14 protein-coding genes are annotated in these 19,289 nt (G+C 67.1%); 5 read left to right on the top strand and 9 right to left on the bottom strand.

What is annotated here, in order from left to right; all coding sequences use genetic code 11:
• Window positions 1-166: 166 nt before the first annotated feature.
• Together HL671_RS00945 and HL671_RS00950 are read right to left on the bottom strand one after the other, a co-directional pair.
• Window positions 167-2,113, bottom strand: a complete 1,947-nt coding sequence (locus HL671_RS00945; RefSeq protein WP_172235341.1) for an ATP-dependent DNA ligase — start codon at window positions 2,111-2,113, stop codon at window positions 167-169.
• Complete coding sequence (locus HL671_RS00950) at window positions 2,110-3,156, bottom strand: ligase-associated DNA damage response exonuclease (RefSeq protein ID WP_172235342.1); 1,047 nt, start codon at window positions 3,154-3,156, stop codon at window positions 2,110-2,112. Before HL671_RS00950 ends, HL671_RS00945 begins: the two co-directional genes overlap by 4 nt.
• A 174-nt stretch (window positions 3,157-3,330) precedes the next feature.
• Between HL671_RS00950 and HL671_RS00955 the strand changes: the two genes are divergently transcribed.
• The 4 genes from HL671_RS00955 to pdeM all read left to right on the top strand — a co-directional run bounded on the left by HL671_RS00955 (window position 3,331) and on the right by pdeM (window position 9,369).
• On the top strand, window positions 3,331-4,257 hold the full coding sequence (locus HL671_RS00955; RefSeq protein WP_012041113.1) for a class I SAM-dependent DNA methyltransferase: 927 nt from the start codon (window positions 3,331-3,333) through the stop codon (window positions 4,255-4,257).
• Between the two features lie 108 nt (window positions 4,258-4,365).
• On the top strand, window positions 4,366-5,595 hold the full coding sequence (locus HL671_RS00960; RefSeq protein ID WP_012041114.1) for an ABC transporter substrate-binding protein: 1,230 nt from the start codon (window positions 4,366-4,368) through the stop codon (window positions 5,593-5,595).
• A gap of 365 nt (window positions 5,596-5,960) precedes the next feature.
• The gene (locus HL671_RS00965; RefSeq protein WP_307768954.1) at window positions 5,961-8,669 is read left to right on the top strand and encodes a ligase-associated DNA damage response DEXH box helicase; all 2,709 of its coding nucleotides are present in this window, start codon (window positions 5,961-5,963) and stop codon (window positions 8,667-8,669) included.
• Window positions 8,670-8,715: 46 nt separating this feature from the next.
• Complete coding sequence (gene pdeM / locus HL671_RS00970; protein WP_246579446.1) at window positions 8,716-9,369, top strand: ligase-associated DNA damage response endonuclease PdeM; 654 nt, start codon at window positions 8,716-8,718, stop codon at window positions 9,367-9,369.
• Between the two features lie 216 nt (window positions 9,370-9,585).
• Here the strand turns inward: pdeM and HL671_RS00975 are convergent, their stop codons facing one another.
• The gene (locus tag HL671_RS00975; protein WP_012041117.1) at window positions 9,586-10,452 is read right to left on the bottom strand and encodes a LysR family transcriptional regulator; all 867 of its coding nucleotides are present in this window, start codon (window positions 10,450-10,452) and stop codon (window positions 9,586-9,588) included.
• 97 nt (window positions 10,453-10,549) lie between these two features.
• On the opposite strand from HL671_RS00975, the gene HL671_RS00980 reads away from it, so the two are divergent.
• Window positions 10,550-11,464, top strand: a complete 915-nt coding sequence (locus HL671_RS00980; RefSeq protein WP_012041118.1) for a DMT family transporter — start codon at window positions 10,550-10,552, stop codon at window positions 11,462-11,464.
• Here HL671_RS00980 and HL671_RS00985 read toward each other — a convergent pair.
• From HL671_RS00985 to HL671_RS01010, 6 genes are all read right to left on the bottom strand, one after another.
• Window positions 11,461-12,240, bottom strand: coding sequence for a TIGR02186 family protein (locus HL671_RS00985; RefSeq protein WP_012041119.1), 780 nt, complete (start codon window positions 12,238-12,240; stop codon window positions 11,461-11,463). The genes HL671_RS00980 and HL671_RS00985 overlap by 4 nt on opposite strands.
• The gene (locus HL671_RS00990; RefSeq protein WP_012041120.1) at window positions 12,237-13,163 is read right to left on the bottom strand and encodes a sulfite exporter TauE/SafE family protein; all 927 of its coding nucleotides are present in this window, start codon (window positions 13,161-13,163) and stop codon (window positions 12,237-12,239) included. The genes HL671_RS00985 and HL671_RS00990 overlap by 4 nt, the downstream gene beginning before the upstream one ends.
• Before the next feature lie 179 nt (window positions 13,164-13,342).
• Complete coding sequence (locus HL671_RS00995) at window positions 13,343-16,456, bottom strand: efflux RND transporter permease subunit (RefSeq protein ID WP_172235344.1); 3,114 nt, start codon at window positions 16,454-16,456, stop codon at window positions 13,343-13,345.
• Window positions 16,453-17,535 carry an efflux RND transporter periplasmic adaptor subunit gene (locus HL671_RS01000; RefSeq protein ID WP_172235345.1) on the bottom strand — a complete coding sequence of 361 codons (1,083 nt, stop codon included), beginning with the start codon at window positions 17,533-17,535 and terminating at the stop codon, window positions 16,453-16,455. The genes HL671_RS00995 and HL671_RS01000 overlap by 4 nt, the downstream gene beginning before the upstream one ends.
• Before the next feature lie 7 nt (window positions 17,536-17,542).
• Window positions 17,543-18,163: a TetR/AcrR family transcriptional regulator gene (locus HL671_RS01005; protein WP_012041123.1), complete on the bottom strand. Its 621-nt coding sequence runs from the start codon at window positions 18,161-18,163 to the stop codon at window positions 17,543-17,545.
• Between the two features lie 152 nt (window positions 18,164-18,315).
• Window positions 18,316-19,143, bottom strand: coding sequence for a COG3904 family protein (locus HL671_RS01010; protein ID WP_172235346.1), 828 nt, complete (start codon window positions 19,141-19,143; stop codon window positions 18,316-18,318).
• Window positions 19,144-19,289 lie beyond the last annotated feature (146 nt).

Here is a 19,289-nt window from a genome sequence, read left to right on the forward strand (position 1 = left end):
CCGGACTTGCCCCGGCCAACCATCTTGCTTGACGGATGGATGCCCGGGCCTTCGCCGCGCCGAAGCGGCTTCGGCGGCGCAGGCGGGTCAAGCCCGGGCATGACGAGAAACAAGACGGCGCCCTGTCCATTCAGGGACGGTGTCGCACGGAAGACGCGGCACCGCGTCACCCCGCCGTCTCGCTTTTCAGCAGGCGTTCCAGCGTTTCCAGCCGGTCGGCATCCCGCGGCGGCTTGTCCCAGCGCAGGCGGTTGATGCGCGGGAAGCGCATCGCGATGCCGGATTTGTGCCGCGGCGAGCGCTGCAGGCCCTCGAAGGCAACCTCCAGCACCAGCCCCTGCTCGGGCTCGTGCACGACATGGCGGACAGGGCCGAACTTCTCGGTGGTGTTGCGGCGGACGAAACGATCGATCTGCAGCAGTTCCTCGTCGGTGAAGCCGAAATAGGCCTTGCCGACAGGGACGAGCTGATCGCCGGCTTCACCCGCCGTCCACACACCGAACGTGTAGTCGGAGTAGTAGGATGAGCGCTTGCCGTGGCCGCGCTGCGCATACATCAGCACGGCATCGATGATGTGCGGATCGTGCTTCCACTTCCACCATTGTCCTTTGGGCCGGCCCGGCAGATAGGGCGCGTCGCGCCGCTTCAACATCACGCCTTCGACCGCTTCGGCGTCGTCGCCGGCGCCGGCCGATGCGGGATTGGCGCGCGCCGCTTTCAGTTCCTCCCAGCTCGCGAAGGCGATCGTCGGCGACAGGTCGACGCGCGGATCGTCCAACCGCCGGATGAACGCCTCGAGCTGTTCGCGCCGTTCGGCGAAGGGCCGCTCGCGCAGATCACTGCCTTCGTCGCCGAGCAGGTCGTAGGCGCGCAGATGGATCGGATATTCCTTCATCAGCTTTGGCGACACGGTCTTGCGGTTCAGCCGCTGCTGCAGCACGTTGAAGCTCTGCACGCGCTTCTCGCGCACCACCAGCAGCTCGCCGTCGAGCGCGCCGGGCAGATGCAGGGATGGCAACAGATCAGGGAAGCTCGGCGTGATGTCCTCGCCACTGCGCGAATACAGCCGCGTCACGATGCGTCCGTCGCTGTCGCGGCCGCTGACCGCCTGCACGCGGATGCCGTCCCATTTCCATTCGGCGATGTAGTCGGCCGCATTCATGCTCGCGAAATCGTCGTCTTCGACGGCATGCGCGAGCATCACGGGCCGGAACGGCGCGGGATCGCTGTTGACGGGTTTGTCGCCGCGGCCCTCGAGCCAGGCGAACAGGTCGAGATAAGGCGGCGACAGCCCCGGCCAGACCAGCTCGACCTCATGCGGGTCCTTGTCGCCGAGCGCGGCCACCGCGGTCTTGGCGAGACGTGCCGATATGCCGATGCGAAGTGCGCCGGTGACCAGCTTCAGCAGCGCCCAGCGTCCGGTCTCGTCGAGCTCGTCGAGCCATTGCGCCAGCTGCCGCGGCATCTCGGTCTTGCCGAGCGTGCGCAAGGTGGTGACAACCTCGGTGAGCGTCGGGGGTGGCGGATTGTTGTGTCCTGCTGCGTGAGCTCCTGGTGGGAGCGCTTCCGGGAGACTGCCCGTGGGGACACCCCCTCCCTGACCCTCCCCCACAAGGGGGGAGGGAATGGAGAGGGCGGGCGCTGAGGAACGGAGGATGTCTGTTGGAGCCACGTTCGAGGCCGTGCCGGCGGTGGATGCCGCACGCCCTGTCGATGCCGTGGGTCCCATTGCCGATGGCATCCCAGGTGCAAGCGCCACGCGCAACTGCGCTCCCTCCCCCCTCGTGGGGGAGGGCTGGGGAGGGGGGGGCCCCGCGACGTGCTGCTGCTGATGCGCACCGCCCTTCGGCCACATCAGCGCGACGGTCTCGGAGAGGTCACCGACGTAATCATACGACAGCGCGAACAGCACCGGGTCGGTGCGGGCGGCGATGAGGTCGCGGATCAGCGCCGGCTTGGCGTGCTTGAACGACAATGCGCCGGTCAGCGCGCCCAGCGCGTAGCCGCGGTCGGGGTCCTCGGCCTCGCGGAAATACGACGTCAGCAGGCGCAGCTTGTTGTTGCGGCCCGGCTCATAAGCGAGGCGGTCGAGCAGCTCGGCGAAGCGGTTCATGCCTCGGCGTCCTCCGTGGCCGCCGCCTCGCTCTCCTCCTCGTCGCCATAGCCGACCAGGTCGAGCGGCCGTGCCGCGAGGCCCTTGCTCCGGCACCAATGCACCAGCGCGTCCTCCTGGCCATGCGTGACCCACACTTCGCCGGCGCCGGTCGCCGCGATGGTCGCGGTCAGCCCGTCCCAGTCGGCATGATCCGAGATCACCAGCGGCAGCTCGACGCCGCGCTGCCGCGCGCGGGCGCGCACCCGCATCCAGCCCGAGGCGAAGGCGGTCACCGGATCGGGAAAACGCCGCGTCCACAGATCGGAGGTCGCGCTTGGCGGTGCGAGCGTGATGGTGCCGGCAAGCTCCGCCTTCTTGACGCCCTTCACCGGCCTGAGCTCGCCGAGCGCGATGCCCTTGTCCTGGTAGTAGCGCGTGATCTTCTCCATCGCGCCATGCAGGTAGATCGGAGCATCGTAGCCGGCCTCGCGGATCAGCGCGATCACGCGCTGCGCCTTGCCCAGGGAATATGCCCCGACCAGATGCGCGCGCTCCGGAAACAGCGCGACCGACGCCAGCAGCTTCTTCACTTCAGCCGCGGCGTCGCCATGGCGGAACACCGGCAGGCCGAACGTCGCCTCGGTGATGAAGACGTCGCATTGCACCAGCTCGAACGGCGCGCAGGTCGGATCGCGCGCATCCTTGTAGTCGCCGGACGCGACGATGCAGGTGCCGCCGGAGGACACCTTGATCTGCGCTGAACCGAGCACGTGGCCTGCGGGATGAAAGCTGACCGTGGCCTCGCCGAGCCGGATCTCGTCGCCATAGCGGATCGCCTGCGTGCTGCCGGCAAAATTCTCGCCGTAGCGCAGTCGCATGATGTCCAGCGTCTCCTGCGTCGCCAGCACCGCGCCGTGGCCGGCCCGCGCATGGTCGGAATGGCCATGCGTGATCAGCGCCCGCTCGACCGGGCGCACGGGATCGATGTGGAAGCCGCCGGCCTTGCAGCACAGGCCGGCGGGAACCGGCAGCAGGATGTCTTGCGGACGCATGGCGGTCATATAGGTCTCGCGTTGGAAGAATTCAGCCTCTCAACGCTCCACTCGTCATGCGCGGGCTTGACCCGCGCATCCATCTTTTGGAATGACTCGTTCGATGATGGATGGCCGGGTCCCGCCTTCGCTGAAGCTACGGCGGGCGGGCAAGCCCGGCCATGACGACTCCGTGGTTCCCCAATGCCCCACCGCTTCTTCCTCTCCTCCGGCGACCTGATCGCCGACCGCCGCTACGAGTTTGCCCGCGACCTGCAGCTCAAGGGCGATCTGGCCGCGGCCGCCGAAGTGATGGAGCAGGCCATCGAAGTCGCCCCCAACTTTGCTTCCGCATGGTTCGAACTCGGCCAGATCAGGATCGCGCTCGGCGAAACGGACAAGGCGATCACCGCCTTCCAGAACGCCTGCGCCGCCGATCCGGATGACCGCCACGGCGCCGGCGTGCGGCTGATGCAGCTCGGTGCCGCGCCGCTGTCGGATATGCCCAAGGCCTATGTGCGGTCGCTGTTCGACCAATATGCGCCGCGCTTCGAGGCCGAGCTGATCGAGCGGCTCAATTACCGCGCGCCGGCGATCCTGTTCAAGGCGGTGCTCGCGGTGCGCGTGGCCGAGAAGAAGCCGGCTTATTTTCAGCGCGCCATCGATCTCGGCTGCGGGACGGGCCTTGGCGCCGCGGCCTTCGCCAAGAATGTCGACAGCTTCATCGGCATCGACCTGTCAGCCGGAATGATCGCGCAAGCGCGCGAAACGGGGCTCTATGCCGCGCTCGAAGTCGACGACATGACGGCCGGCCTGCAGCGGCAGCCCGACCTGTCAGCCGACCTCGTCCTGGCTGCCGACGCGATGGTCTATGTCGGCGATCTCGCCCCGGTGCTCGCCGAGGCCCATCGTGTTTTGAGACCCAGCGGGCTCGTGACCTTCACCGTGGAGACCCATGATGGTGAGGGGGTGATCATGGGCAAGGGATTGCGCTATGCCCATGGTGCGGAATATGTCCGCGGCGTCATCCAATCGACCGGGTTGCAGCTCAAGCATCTCGAACCGGCCTCGCCGCGCACCGAGGAACAGCTGCCGGTGCGCGGGCTTGCGGTGGTCGCGACCAGGACTTGAGTCTACACGCTATTGAATGCGCTGCACGCAGCGTCGAATGCGGCAACTTCGCTCTTGCCGCAGCTCTCCCGATGCCAAAAAATGCCGGCAGTCTAGGGAGAGACAACAATGAAAAAACATCTCACGCGGCGCGATTTCTGCGCCACCGCGCTTGCGACCATCGGTGCCTCGACGATGGCCTCGCCCTATGTCTGGGCGGCCGAAAAGAAATACGATCCCGGCGCCAGCGATACCGAGATCAAGCTCGGCCAGACCGTGCCGCATTCCGGCCCAGGCTCGCTCTACGGCGTGCTCGGTCGCGTCGGCGAAGCCTATTTCCAGATGCTCAACGAGCAGGGCGGCATCAACGGCCGCAAGGTCAAGTTCCTCACCATGGACGACGCCTACAGCGCGCCGAAATGCGTCGAGGCGACGCGGCGCCTCGTCGAGCAGGAGGAGGTGCTCGCTCTGTACGGCTCGCTCGGCACCGCGCCGCAGACTGCGGTCCACAAATACCTCAATTCGAAGGGCGTGCCGCAGTTGCTGCTCAACACCGGCGCCTCGAAGTGGAACGATCCCAAGAACTACAAATGGACCATGGCCGGACTGCCGCTGTATCCGACTGAGGCGCGCATCCTCGCCAAGCATGTGCTGAGCGTGAAGCCCGAGGCCAAGATCGGCATCCTCTATCAGAACGACGATTTCGGCCGCGACTTCCTCGGCCCCTTCAAGAAGGTGCTGGCCGATGCCGGCGGCAAGGCCCAGGTGATCATGGAGCAGACCTATGATCTCACCGAGCCGACGGTCGATTCGCAGCTGATCAATTTGTCGAAGTCTGGCGCCGACGTATTCTACAACATCACCACCGGCAAGGCGACGTCGCAGTCGATCCGGAAAGTGGCCGAGCTCGGCTGGAAGCCGTTGCAACTGCTGTCTGCCGGCTCGACCGGCCGTTCGATCCTGTCGGCTGCCGGTCTCGAGAACGCCAAGGACATCGTCGCCATCCGCTATTCCAAGGATGCCGGCGTGCCGCAATGGAAGGACGATCCGGACGTCAAGGGTTTCGAGGCACTGCGCGCCAAGTACCTGCCCAACATCGACCCCGACAACACCATCGCCTATGCCGGCTATGGCCAGGCGGTGTCGATGGGCGAGATCCTGCGCCGCTGCGGCGACACGCTGACCCGCGAAAATGTACTGAAGCAGGCCACCACGCTGGCCGGCTTCCACTCGCCCTTCTTCCTCGACGGCGTCAATTTCGCTTATACGCCCGATGACTACACGCCGATGAAGACGCTCTATATCTCGATCTTCGACGGCAAGGATTGGAGCATCTCCGAGAAGCCGATGACCGAGTAGGGGGCGCGCTTAGTCGTCATCGCGAGCGCAGCGACGCGATCCAGAGTCTTTCTACGGATAGAGCCTGGATTTCGTCGTCGCTGCGCTCCTCGCAGTGACGAGGTGGGCAGAGCTGCAGCCTGACATTCTGCTGTCGTCCCTGCGAACGCAGGACCCCCTAACCACCGGCCGTGGTGGGACTATGACTGCAGTTGCGCCTCACGGATGGATTCCGCAGTATGGGTCCGTGCGTTCGCAGGGACGACGGCGGAAATCGGGGAGGCGCTGGTCCGCCCCAGCAAGGGCCGGATGCCAGCGGTGTTTCCCGCGGCGGCTCGGCTGCCTCGGGCCTCGACGAACCGCGGGCGACTGCCTACCTTCCCCCGGTGCCGCCCCGCATCTCACCAGTCCCGCCTGACGACAGCGCCGCGCTGCCGGACCATCTCAATAGATGGTTCGCGGCGCGCGGCTGGGCGCCGCGTGCGCATCAGCTGGCGCTGCTGGACAAGGCGCGCGCGCAGCGCTCGGCGCTGCTGATCGCCCCCACCGGTGCCGGCAAGACGCTGGCCGGGTTCCTGCCGACCCTGGTGGAGCTCGGCTCCGCGGTTGCGACACCGCACCGATCGGCTCTCGCCAAGCAAGCCGCTCTCTCCACTCCTTTCCCCCTCGTGGGGGAGGGGCGAGGAGGGGGGCCGCCGGCGGCGGCGCCAATGGTGGAATCCGCTCCGCAACAGCCCGCTTCTCAGCAATCGGCAACTGCCGACACCGCAGCGAAGCAGCCCGCCAGATTCATCGCCCGCCCCGCCGGCCTGCACACCCTCTACATCTCGCCCTTGAAGGCGCTCGCCGTCGACATCGCGCGCAATCTCCAGGCGCCGATCTCCGAGATGGGCCTGCCGATCAAGGTCGAGACCCGGACCGGCGATACGCCGGCGTCACGCAAGCAGCGGCAGCGACGCTATCCGCCCGACATCCTGCTGACGACACCCGAGCAGCTGGCGCTGTTGTTGTCGTCGGACGACGCGCCGCATCTGTTTTCCTCGCTCCAGCGCGTGGTGCTGGACGAGCTGCATGCGCTGGTCACCTCCAAGCGCGGCGATCTGTTGTCCCTCGGGCTGGCGCGGCTGTGGCGCCTCGCGCCCGGTCTGCGCATGATCGGCCTGTCGGCGACCGTCGCGCAGCCGGAGCAGCTCGCGCGCTTTCTGGTGCCGCAGCCGAATGGCAGCAGCGTCGCCGCCGACGTCGTCGTCGCCGGGGGCGCTGCGCCGCCGCTGGTCGAGATGCTGGACACGCAGGAGCGCCTGCCCTGGGCCGGCCATAGTGCCCGGCACGCGCTGGCCGAGATGTACGAGCTCATCAAGACGAACAAGACCACGCTCGTCTTCGTCAACACCCGCAGCCAGGCCGAGATGCTGTTCCAGGAGTTCTGGCGGATCAACGACGACAATCTCGCCATTGCCCTGCATCATGGCTCGCTCGACGTCGCGCAACGCCGCAAGGTCGAGGATGCGATGGCGGCCGGCAGGCTCCGCGGCGTGGTCTGCACATCCTCGCTCGACCTCGGCGTCGATTGGGGCGACGTCGACCTCGTCATCAATGTCGGCGCCCCCAAGGGCTGCTCGCGGCTGATGCAGCGCATCGGACGCGCCAATCACCGGCTCGACGAAGCCTCGCGCGCGGTGCTGGTACCGGCCAACCGCTTCGAGGTGCTGGAATGCTCGGTCGCGATCGAGGCCATCGCCGACAATGCGCAGGATACGCCGCCGCTGCGCACCGGCGCGCTCGACGTGCTGGCCCAGCACGTGCTCGGCTGCGCCTGCGGCGAGCCGTTTGCCAGCGATGAGCTTTATGCCGAGGTGATCACGGCCGCGCCCTATGCACAGCTGTCGCGTGCCGATTTCGACGATGTCGTCGACTTCGTCGCGTCCGGCGGCTACGCGCTGAAGACCTATGAGCGCTTCGCGCGCATCAAGCAGGACGCTAAAGGACGCTGGCGCGTCGCCAATCCCAAGGTGCGGCAGAGCTATCGCTTGAACGTCGGCACCATTGTCGAGGAGGCGATGCTGAAGGTGCGGCTGGTGCGCTCGCGCGGCGGGGCCAAAGGGACGACCGGCGCGATCGCGCGCGGCGGCCGGCTGCTCGGCGAGATCGAGGAATACTTCATCGAGGGTCTCACACCGGGCGACACCTTCGTGTTCGGCGGCGAGATCGTGCGCTACGAGGCGCTGGCCGAGGATCAGGTCTACGTGTCGCGCGCCAACGACGCCGATCCGAAAGTGCCATCCTACATGGGCGGCAAGTTCCCGCTGTCGACCTATCTCGCCGAGCGCGTCCGCGGCCTGCTCGACGATCGCAAGGCGTGGATGCAATTGCCGGAGCAGGTGCGCGACTGGCTCGCGCTGCAGACCGATGTCTCGCGGATCCCTGCCCGGCGCGAGCTGCTGGTCGAGACCTTTCCTCGCTCCAACAAGCATTACCTCGTCTGCTATCCGTTCGAGGGCCGGCTCGCGCATCAGACGCTGGGCATGCTGCTGACGCGCCGCTTGGAGCGCGCGCGCGCCCGGCCGCTCGGCTTCGTCGCCAATGAATATGCGCTGGCGGTGTGGGGGCTCGGCGACATGTCGCTGATGGTGAGCCAAGGCCGGCTGGATCTCGCCGCGCTGTTCGATCCGGACATGCTGGGCGACGATCTCGAGGCGTGGCTCGCTGAATCCGCGCTGATGAAGCGCACCTTCCGCTCCTGCGCCATCATTTCCGGACTGATTCCCCGCCGTTTCACCGGCGAGGAGAAGACGCGCCGCCAGGTGCTGTTCTCGACCGATCTCGTCTACGACGTGCTGCGCCGGCACCAGCCCGATCACATGCTGTTGCGCGCCGCGCGCGCCGATGCCGCCACCGGCCTGCTCGATCTGCGCCGGCTCGGTGATATGCTTAAGCGCATCGAGAGCCGAATCACCCATCGTCCGCTCGATCGCGTCTCGCCTCTGGCGGTGCCGGTGATGCTGGAAATCGGCCGCGAATCCGTCTATGGCGAGGCAGCCGACGAGCTCCTGGCCGAGGCCGCCGAGGAACTCGTCAAGGAGGCGATGGGGTAGTAGCAGCGAGGCGGAATTGCGGGGGACGATCTGCTCATCGGGGATGATGGACGTCGCCGGAACCGCGCTGCGGGTCGATCTCTCCGGTGCGCTGGTGTGGGACGCGCAGCGCCTGCTCGTCGTCTCCGACCTGCATCTGGAAAAGGGGTCGAGCTTCGCCGCGCGCGGCACCCTTCTGCCGCCGTTCGACACGGTTGCGACCTTGCAGCGGCTTACCGCCGTGATCGCGCACTACGATCCCCGCACCGTGATCGCGCTCGGCGACAGCTTTCATGACCGCGAGGCACATCAGCGTCTCACCGGCGACGACCGGGCCTGCATCGCCAATCTGCAGGTCGGCCGCGACTGGATCTGGATCACCGGCAATCATGATCCGGCGCCACGCGGCGTCGGCGGCGAGGTCGCCGACGCGATCACGCTCGGTGCCGTGACGTTCCGCCACGAGCCGACCGGTGCGCGCGGCGAGATCGCCGGTCATCTGCATCCGAAGGCGCGGGTGGCGACGCGGGCGCGCACCTTGGAGCGCCGTTGCTTCGTCTCCGACGGCGAGCGCGCGGTGATGCCGGCCTTCGGCGCCTATGCCGGGGGCTTGAGCGTGCGCGACGCCGCGTTCGCAAAACTGTTCCCGAAGCGCGCCTTCATCGCGCACGTGCTAGGGGATACTCGCCTGCACAGCATCGCCGCGGCGAGGTGTTATTAGTTGGATTCGTGATCTTGCGTCGGCACGTCTGAATCTGACGTGACGATGCCCACCAAGACTTCTGCTGCGCCCTCTCCCCCGCTTGCGGGGGAGAGTTGGAGAGGGGGGCGCCACGGGCACCGCCGTTGGAGCGGCCCCCTCCCTAGCCTCCTCCGCAAGCGGGGGAGGGAATGTACCGCGTGGCGCGATGGTCAGAGAAGCCGCGGACGCCAGCCGTCAAGCCGCCTTCGCCTGAACCTTGTCGCAGAACTCGGCCAGCCGGTCGGCCAGGCGCAACGTCGCCGGGCTGGCATCGGGCGAGGCGACCAGCGCCACCTCGGTGCGGTCGATCGGCGCGAATCCTTCGCGGGCGGTCAGCACGCGATGGTCTGACTGTACCGACATCTCCGAGAGGATGCTGAGGCCCATGCCGGCCGCGACCGCGGCCTGGATGGCGGCGAGGCTCGACGAGGTGTAGGCCATGTGCCAGGCGCGCCCTGCGCTCTCCAGCGCATGGATCGCGCGGGTGCGGTAGATGCAGCCGAGCGGAAATCCGATCAGCGGCAGCGAGCCGCTGTCGAGATTGACGGGATGACTCTTGCTGGTCACCCAATGCACCTGCTCCGGCCACGCGGCGATCGCTGCCCTGGTGTCGTCGACGCCGCGCTTGAGCAGGGCGAGGTCGAGCTCGCCGCGCTCGATGTCGCGCTTGAGGTTGAGGCTCTGGTCGGCGCGCACGTCGAGCCGCAGATTGGGATGGGCGCGCGAGAACGCGGCGAGCAGCTTGGCCAGCCGGTAGGCGGCGAAATCCTCGGGGATGCCGAGCTTCACCGCGCCGTCAGGTCCCGGCCGCGCCACGACATCGCGGGCCTCCTCGGCGAGCGCGAGCAGGCGGCGGGCATAGGACAGCAGCCGCTCGCCGGCCTCGGTCGGCGTCACCGCGCGGCCGTCGCGATTGAGCAGCGTCTGGCCGAGGTCCTCCTCCAGCCGCCGGATCTGCTGGCTGACGGTCGATTGGGTGCGGTGGACGCGCTCGCCGGCCCGGGTGAAGCCGCCGGCATCGACCACCGAGACGAAGCTGCGCAAGAGCTCCAGGTCGAGCATCGGGAACCGTCATTCAAAAATCCACTGAGTTTCAGTCTATCATTTAATTTCCAAATGCGAAAGAACAGCCCTACATCGGCGCCAGAGGAGTTCCCCGATGTCGTCTGTTTCGTCCCCGGCTGCCGTGACCCCGATGAAGTCGACCCTGCTGCCGCTCGAGATCGGCCTGTTCTGCCTGTTATGGAGCTTCGCCTTCGTGGCCGGCAAGATCGGCGTCACCTATTGCCCGCCTTTGCTGCTGCTCGCAGCGCGTTTTTCGCTCGCCGGCGTCCTGATCCTGCTCGTCCCCGTCATTCGCGGCGAGCTGCGCATGGGCTTTCGTGATGCCGCGGTGTTTGCGATCATCGGCATCGCTAACAACGCGCTGTATCTCGGCCTCGGCTACACTGGGCTGCAGACGGTGTCGGCCGGGCTGGGTGGCCTGATCGTCTCGGCCAATCCGGTGTTCACCGCGGTGTTCGCCGCGTTGCTGCTCGGCGAGCCGCTGACCCTGCGCAAGGTCGCAGGGCTGGCGCTCGGCACCATCGGCGTTGCGATGATCGTCTGGCACCGCATGTCGGTCGGGACCGACCAGCTCGAAGGCATTCTCTACACGCTGGCGGCCTTGGCCTCGATCGTCACCGGAACCATCCTGTTCAAGCAGCTCGCGCCGAAGGGCAGCCTGTGGGTCGGCAATGGCATCCAGAACCTCTCCGCCGGCCTCGTGCTGTGGCCGGTCGCGCTCAGCGTCTCCAGCGTTCATGACATCGTGCCGAATCCGCAACTGCTCGGCGCCTTCGCCTTCCTCGTGCTCGGGGGCTCGATCCTCGCTTATGTGCTGTGGTTCCATCTCCTGAAAGTGTGTGGCGCGACCGCCGCCAGCGCCTATCACTTCGTGATGCCGCCGCTGGCGATGATCTTCGCCTTTGTCGTGCTCGGCGAGCACGTCGCGTTGCAGGACCTGTTCGGCGTCGTCCCCGTCGCCATCGGCATCTATCTGGTGACGCGCACGCCGGCGCCGAAGAATGGCTAATCCCGCCGGAACACGATCGACGCCATCCACCCTGTCAGCAGCGCCATTGCCGTGGTGACCAGGCCGTACACCAGACCGTTCTGCCGCGCCGACGTCGCTACGAACTGTTCGAAGCCGACCTTGACGATCTCGAACGCCGTCTCGGACTTGGTGACGAGCGCCCCGTCGGCGAGCAGCTTGATCTCGATCTCATAGGTGCCGATCGGCACCGCCGCGGGCAGCGGAATGCCGGTGCGGAACAAGGTCGGCGTCAGGAAGGTCACGGCGGATGTGTCCTCGCGATACAATCCATGCTGGGACTGCAGCCTGATGAAGGCGCTGCGGAACGCATCGTTCGGCACCACGTCGGCGTAATCCGGCCCGACGCGCTGGGTCAGCAGGACGTTGTTCAGGCCGAGCTGCTGCCGGCGCTGCACCTCAGGCGCGGCCATCGCGTCGAACGGACGGTTGGCGAACAGCGCGAGATAGCCGGGCACCTTCAGGAATTGCCGGGAATCGGTGTTGATCCAGATGCCGAATTTGCGCTCCTTGCGCCGGGTCACCATGTCGGCGCGCGGCCCGCGCACGGTGACCACGAGATCATAGGCGGACCGGCTCGCTGGCGTCTGCGCGTCCTTCTCGACCGAGCCGAACAGCACCAGCTCTTCGCCGGAATAATTTGGCGTCACCGTGACGCGGTGATTGGAGACGGAGGCGATCAGGCGCTCGGCGTGGGCCCCCGCCGCTCCCGAAAGCAGCAGCAGCAGCGTCGTGCTGGCGGTGCGAAGCGGCCTCATTGGCTCTGCTCGGTTTCACGGATCGTGAACAGGTCGGCGGGGCGGATCACGAGCTCGACCGCGAAGCGGATGCCGACCGCGAGGATCAGCAGGCCGAGCAGGAGCCGCAGCTGCTCGCCGCGGATCATCTGGCCGGCGCGGGCCCCGAATTGCGCGCCGGTGACGCCGCCGACCATCAGGATCAGCGCCAGCACGGCGTCGACCAGATGGTTGCTCACCGCGTGCAGCATGGTCGCAATCATCATGGTCGCGAGCGTCAGCACCATCGAGGTGCCGATCACCGTCGAGGTCGGCACACGCAGGATATAGATCAGCAGCGGCACCAGGATGAAGCCGCCGCCAATGCCCATCACGGCGCCGAGGAAGCCGATGAGCAGCCCGATTCCGATGACGGGAATGACGGAGACGTAGATCTTGGATCGCTTGAAGCGCATCTTCAGCGGCAGGCCGTGTATCCAGACGTGACTGCCCGGCCGTCGCACCGTCGGCAGCGCGCCCTGGCGCGCCCGCATGATGGCGCGCAGGCCTTCCCAGAACATCACGCCGCCGACGCTTGTCAGCAGCGCGACATAGGACAGCGCGATCATCAGGTCGAGCTGGCCGAGTGAACGCAGCAGCGTGAAGGTCGACACGCCGAGCGCGGTGCCCAGCGTGCCGCCGATCATCAGCACCAAAGCCAGCGAGGGATCGATCGCGCGGCGCCGCCAATAGGACAGCGCGCCGGAAAACGACGATGCGGCGATGTGGCTGGACACCGAGGCGACGGCGACCGCGGGCGTGATGCCGACGAAGATCAAGAGCGGCGTCATCAGGAAGCCGCCGCCGATCCCGAACATGCCGGAAACGAAGCCGACGGCCGCGCCCATCGCCAGCAACAGGAAGATGTTGACGGGTATGTCGGCGATCGGGAGGTAAATCTGCATTCGCGCGGCCCTGCGAACGGTCCATTAGAGCATCCCGCGCGTCCGAAGCAGGTGCCGTGATCCTGCATAGCCGAAAACCGCGGCAAATGGATCAGGGATTCCCGGTCGGTTTTGTGCGTCAGAAACGGTGCAGCCGCGCCCGGTCGGGAGCGCGGCTGCTGAAGTTTTCGCCGCGCCGGTCAGACGGCCTGTCCCGACGGCGCGGCGGCCCGGTCTGCGCCCTCCTGGCGGCGGGCTTCGGCCGCAAACAGCAGCGAGAGGATCACCGGCAGCAGGGTCAGGGTCAGCAAGGTCGCTGCTGCCAGTCCGCCGATGATCGCAAAGGCCATCGGTCCCCAGAACACCTGCGGCGCGATCGGGATCATGCCGAGGATGGCGGCGAGCGCCGTCAGCAGGATCGGTCGCGCGCGGTGCCTTGCGGCCGCCTTGATGGCGTCATCGGTGGCCATGCCGCCTGCGACATTGATGTCCGCCTCCTCGATCAGGATCACGGCGTTGCGGATGATCATGCCGGCAAGCGCGATGACCCCGAGCTGGGCGACGAAGCCCATCGCGGTGCCGGTCGGCAGCATCGCGCCGACCACGCCGATCAAGCCGAACGGTGCCATGGCCAGCGCAATGCCGGTCCGCGAGAAGCTGCGCAGCTGGACCATCAGCAGCGACACCATGACCAGCAGCATCAAGGGGATGACGGCGAAGATCGACGCATTGCCCTTGGCCGCCTCTTCGACCACGCCGCCCTCGGCGATGCGATAGCCGTCCGGCAGCCCCGCCGCGAACTTGGCCACGGCAGGCGAAAGCGCCTCCGAGACGGTGGCGGGCTGGACGGCTGCGTCGACGTCGGCCTGCACGGTGATGATCGGCAGCCGCTGCCGGCGCCAGATGATCGGCTCCTCGACGCCATAGGCGACGTCAGCGATCTGGCGCAGCGGGATCGCCGCGCCGTCGGGGCCGGTGATCTGCAGATTGGCCACGGTCGCCAGATCGTTGCGCTCGAGCCCAGCGGAGCGGACGACGACGTCGACCAGCCGGTTGGCGTCGCGGACCGTCGTGACCGGGCTGCCGGAGAAGATCGTGGCGAGCGCGGCAGCGACGTCCTGCGACGACAGGCCGACGGCGCGCGCTTCGGTCTGGCGGACCTTGACCTCGACGCTCTTCTGCGGCTCGCCGGCGCTCAGATTGACGTCGCGTGTCTCGGCATTGCCGGCCACGATGTTCGCAAGCTGCATGGCGATCTCGCGCACCTTGCCGACATCGGGGCCGGTGACACGATATTTCAGCGGCCAGCCGACCGGCGGCCCCAATTCGAGCGGGTTGGCGCGGGTGATCAGGTCGGCGAACTCGGTGCGGAACGCGGCATCGAGCCTGGCCTTCACCCGGTCGCGGGCATCCAGATCCCTGGCCACGACCACCATCTGAGTCACGTTGTCATTGCTGAGCAGCACGTCCATCGGCAAATAGAAGCGGATGGCGCCGGCGCCCACATAGGTCGAGAAGCGGTCGATGTCCGGATCCGTCTTCAGCATGGCTTCGAGCCGCTTGGCCTGCACATCGGTTGCCTCGAACGAGGCGTTCTGCGGCAGTGTCAGGCTGACCAGCAGCTCGGGCCGGTCCGACGGCGGAAAGAACTGCTGCTCCAGCCGCATCGCGCCAAGGCCCGAGACGACAAGCGCCGTCAGCGAGACGATGATGGTGGCGGCCGGCCGGCGCAGCACGAGCTCGAGCAGCCGGTTGTAGGCGCGTCCGATCCGGCCGTCTTCATGGCCGTGCGCGGCCATGCTCTTCGGCAGGATCCAGGTGCCGATGATCGGCGAGAACAGCACCGCGACGATCCATGACGCCGACAGCGAGATCAGCACCACCATGAACAGCGAGAAGCAGTATTCGCCGGCGCTGGAGGCGGCGAAGCCGACCGGAATGAAGCCCGCGATCATCACGAGCGTCCCCGTGAGCATCGGAAAGGCGGTGGAGTCGTAGGCATAGGACGCTGCGCGGGCGCGATCCCAGCCGGCCTCCAGCCGCGACACCATCGCCTCCACGGTGATCATGGCGTCGTCGACCAAGAGGCCGAGCGCGATGATCAGGGCGCCGAGCGAGATGCGCTGCAGCCCGATGCCGGCGAGCTCCATGCCGACAAAGGTCATTGCGAGCACCAGCGGAATGGAGAAGGTCACGACCAGGCCGGCGCGCGCGCCGAGCGACAGGAACGACACCGCGAGCACGATCGCAATCGCCTCGACCAGCACCTTGAGGAAGCCGAAGATCGCATCCTTCACGACGCTCGACTGATCGGCGACCGCCACCATGTCGATACCGTGCGGCAGGCGGGCGCCGATCTCGGTCATGCGCTCGCGGACCGCCGCGCCGAATTCGGAGAGATTGCCAGTCGGCGCCATCGAGATCGCGAGGCCGAGCGCCTTCTCGCCATTGACGCGGAACGCGGCCGCCGGCGGGTCGACTGGAATGCGGCTGATCGTGGCGATGTCGGTCAGCGGCACGTAGCGCTGCGCGACGTGCAGGGTCACCGCCCGAAGGCTCGCCTCCGAGGCGAACGCGCCACTGACGCGCAGTGCGATCTTCTCCTCGCCGGTGCGGGTGACGCCGGCCGGCTGCACCGCGTTCTGCGCCGCCAGCGCGTTCATCACCTGCTGCGCATTAAGGCCGAAGGCGGCGAGCTTGCGTGGCGAGAATTCGACCGCGATCTGCTCTTCCTGCACGCCGAGCAGCTGGACCTTGCCGACATCCTTGACGCGCAGCACCTCGGCGCGGATCGTGTCCAGCCGGTCGCGCAGCTCGCGATCGGAGAAGCCTTCGGCCGTGAAGCCATAGATGATGCCGAACGTATCGCCGAACTCATCGTTGAAGAACGGGCCGCGCACGCCTGACGGCAGCATCGGGGCGATGTCGCCGACCTTCTTGCGCACCTGGTACCAGACGTCCGAGACGGCCTGCGGAGGCGTATCGTCGCGCAGGTTCACCATGATCACGGACTCGCCGGCGCGCGTATAGCTGTCGAGCCGATCGAGATAGGGCGTCTCTTCGAGCTTCTGCTCGATGCGGTCGGTGACGAGGTTGGTCGTGTCCGCGACGGTGGCGCCGGGCCAGATCACCGACACCACCATGGTCTTGATCGTGAAGGGCGGGTCCTCGTTGCGTGTCAGCTTAGTGTAGCTCCACGCGCCGGCCAGCAGCACCACGATCATCATGAAGATGACGAGGGATGATTGGCGCAGCGCCCAGGCCGAGAGGTTGAAGCCGGAGCCGTGACCGGAGTGGGTGTCGGGCGCGCTCATTTCACATCTCCATCAAAGGCGACAATCTGGTCGGGACGCAGCTTGCTGACGCCGGCGGTGACGATGTCGTCGCCGGCCGCAAGCCCGGAGGTGACGTAGATGGTCGAAGCCGTGTAGCGGCTGACGGTCACCGGCTTGCGCTTGAGCGTCTTGCTGCGCGGCTCGACGACATAGACCGCCGGTTGTCCGTTCTCAGCGGTCAGCGCCGAGGCGGGCAATGCGATGCTGCGCCCGGCCAGATAGCGCACCGAGCCGGTCACGACGGCGCCATAGGACAGCGGCGGCGTGTCGGGGAGGGCAACGCGGACGCGGTAGGTCCGGGTCGAGGGATCGGCGGTCGGGCTCACGTCGCGCACGCGTCCGCTCAACACCACCGATGGATCGGACACGAGCGTGACCTTCACCTCGATATCGGGCGGCGCGTTGTTGATCACACTTTCGGCGACGTTGAACACCGCGTCGCGCTCGCGCGACGAGGCAAGCCGGACCACCATCTGGCCGGCGGGCACGACTTGCCCCGCATTGGCGCCGATGGCGGTGATCACGCCGGTCTCCGGCGCGAGCAGCCGCGTGTAGCTCAGCCGCGCCTTGGCATTGGCGAGCGCGGAGGCGGCCGCGTCGAGGCGCGCCTTGGCCGAGCGCCAATTCGCGTCGGCCTCATCGACCCGGACCTGGGCGACGATCTGCTTGTCGAGCAGGATCTGCTGTCGTTCCAGCGTGGTCTTCGCCAGGCTTTCCGCTGCCGTGGCGCTGGCAAGATCCGCTTCCGCCGCACGCAGCTCGTTGGCGACGTTGGTATCGTCGAGCGTGGCGAGCAACTCGCCCTTCTGCACGCTGGCTCCGATCTCGACCTGGCGGGAGGTGACGCGCCCGTCGATCCGGAAACCGAGATCGGTCTCGACATGGGGACGAACCTCGCCGGTCTGGGTGATCTCTTCACCGCCGTCGATGGGCGTTGCCTTGACCGTCCTGACCGGGCGGGGCTTTTCAGCGGCCGGCGGCGGCTCTTGACAGGCCGCCAGTGTGAACAGGGCAAGCAACAGGGTGGCGCCTGAAGGCGCGTGCCGACTGAACGTCATGGGGAGTTTACCTCGTCGTTGAGGGAGGGACAGACAAGCCGCGGAGCATCGTGTCCGCGGCGGTAGCGGCCAGCCGAAGCAGGTCGCCGAAATCGATCTGGTTGACGGTGACCCCGAGCGTGACGATGCCGTGGACGCTGCCCCACAGCAGTTGCGTCGCAGCCTCTGCCGGCATCGCCTGCAACGCTCCGGCGCGGATCGCCTGCTCGACGCGCGCCTGCAGCCGCAGATAGGAGGCGAAGAAGTCCTGCTCGCGCGCGAGTTCGTCGAACTGCCCGAGATCGTTTTCGAGGAACATCAGCCTGAAGCGGGCGGGATCGGCGAGGGCGAATTCCGCATAGGCCCTCAGTATGCCGGCAATCGCATCGACATCGTGGTCATGAGCGGCGTCCATGGCGACGATCCGGGCGTCGAGCTCGGCAATGGCATCCGACCAGAGGGCCATCAGCACGTGCTGCTTGGTCGGAAAATAGCGATAGAGGGCTCCCGCCGTCAGTCCGATCGCGCTGGCGATGCGGCGCATCGACAGCGCCGCATAGCCCTCGCTGGCAACGATCGCCGCGGTTTCCGCCAGGATGCGGCGCCTTGTGCTGTCGAGTTCGTCCGGTGTGAGCGCGGGCCGGGCCATGCCATCTCCAAACAATCATAAACGCGTTTATTATTGATGTTTATTAAACGTGTTTTTCAATACGTCAAGAGATGTTCCGGCCGCTGCTCATCACCCAGCGACATCCTAAGCATCTGATTTTATGGAGTATATTGACCGATGACGGCCGGCGATCACAGAGGCTTGAGCTGGACGCTGACCAGTTTCATCGCCTCCGCGTCCTTCGGGTCGAGCCAGCGGATCTCGCGAGTCTGCGACATGGCCTCGATCACCTGGGATGAGACCCCCATCCGCGTCATGTAGCCGAGGATTGCGCCGGTCACGCGCTGCGTATCGGCCACGGCGTCCTCGCCCTGGGCGGCGGACGTGAACCGGTGCACGCCGAGTGCCGAGCCATCGAGGCCGTACCGGGTCTGGCCACCGGCAAAGGCGAAAACGCAGGCGCTGGCGCAGGTGGCGGGGCGAATCCGGCCGGCATCGTCCACGGCCCCCACGGCGGTGGCGAGGCCATGAGCGCGCAGGATCTCGCCCATCAGCACGCCCTGGTCGAGACTGCCGCCGGGCGAGGCCAGCAGCACGATGTCGCCGGGCTTCAGCTGCGCTTCGTCGATGCGCGCGCGCAGCCAGCCCGCCGCCGCAGGACCGATGCTGCCGCGAACAGCGAGCACGGCGCGCTTTGGCGCCAGTCCGGGAATCGCGGCGTCGGCGATCAGTCGCGACGACAGGCTGGGCGACACATACTGATCCTTCCAGAACGACCAGGCATCGGGACGCGACAGGTCGCGATAGGCGCAAATGCCGGTGCCGAGCACGATGGCGACGAAGAAGATCACCGAGCCGATCCGCCGCCACCGGACCCCTGACGGAAGGCGGTCGGTCATGTCCGGCGGCTGCGGCGGAGGAGCGGAGGTCACCGTCGAGGCCGGCCGCGGCGCAACGCGGGGACCCGTCGGCGACTGCCGGAAGCGCGCCCCGTCCTGCTGTCCGTCTTCGGCCGACACGCTCGCACTCCCTCGGGCGCCCCATGATGGTCCGCCCACCTAGCTATACGGATGGGCGGCGCGACACTATGGCGGGCGAGCGCGGGCGTTCAGAATCTTGCCGCCCGGCCGGGCGGTCTTCATCCCAATGTCCGGCGGCGGCTCGG

The organism is Bradyrhizobium denitrificans, assembly GCF_013179005.1.
GTDB lineage: Bacteria > Pseudomonadota > Alphaproteobacteria > Rhizobiales > Xanthobacteraceae > Bradyrhizobium > Bradyrhizobium denitrificans.

Bases quoted from the DNA above. Each gene is read 5' to 3' on its own strand.
- pdeM (WP_246579446.1), top strand. From the start codon at position 8,716: ATGGACGTCGCCGGAACCGCGCTGCGGGTCGATCTCTCCGGTGCGCTG.
- HL671_RS00980 (WP_012041118.1), top strand. From the start codon at position 10,550: ATGTCGTCTGTTTCGTCCCCGGCTGCCGTGACCCCGATGAAGTCGACC.
- HL671_RS00960 (WP_012041114.1), top strand. From the start codon at position 4,366: ATGAAAAAACATCTCACGCGGCGCGATTTCTGCGCCACCGCGCTTGCG.
- HL671_RS00945 (WP_172235341.1), bottom strand. From the start codon at position 2,113: ATGAACCGCTTCGCCGAGCTGCTCGACCGCCTCGCTTATGAGCCGGGC.
- HL671_RS00990 (WP_012041120.1), bottom strand. From the start codon at position 13,163: ATGCAGATTTACCTCCCGATCGCCGACATACCCGTCAACATCTTCCTG.
- HL671_RS01000 (WP_172235345.1), bottom strand. From the start codon at position 17,535: ATGACGTTCAGTCGGCACGCGCCTTCAGGCGCCACCCTGTTGCTTGCC.
- HL671_RS00985 (WP_012041119.1), bottom strand. From the start codon at position 12,240: ATGAGGCCGCTTCGCACCGCCAGCACGACGCTGCTGCTGCTGCTTTCG.
- HL671_RS00975 (WP_012041117.1), bottom strand. From the start codon at position 10,452: ATGCTCGACCTGGAGCTCTTGCGCAGCTTCGTCTCGGTGGTCGATGCC.
- HL671_RS00950 (WP_172235342.1), bottom strand. From the start codon at position 3,156: ATGACCGCCATGCGTCCGCAAGACATCCTGCTGCCGGTTCCCGCCGGC.
- HL671_RS01005 (WP_012041123.1), bottom strand. From the start codon at position 18,163: ATGGCCCGGCCCGCGCTCACACCGGACGAACTCGACAGCACAAGGCGC.
- HL671_RS00995 (WP_172235344.1), bottom strand. From the start codon at position 16,456: ATGAGCGCGCCCGACACCCACTCCGGTCACGGCTCCGGCTTCAACCTC.
- HL671_RS00955 (WP_012041113.1), top strand. From the start codon at position 3,331: ATGCCCCACCGCTTCTTCCTCTCCTCCGGCGACCTGATCGCCGACCGC.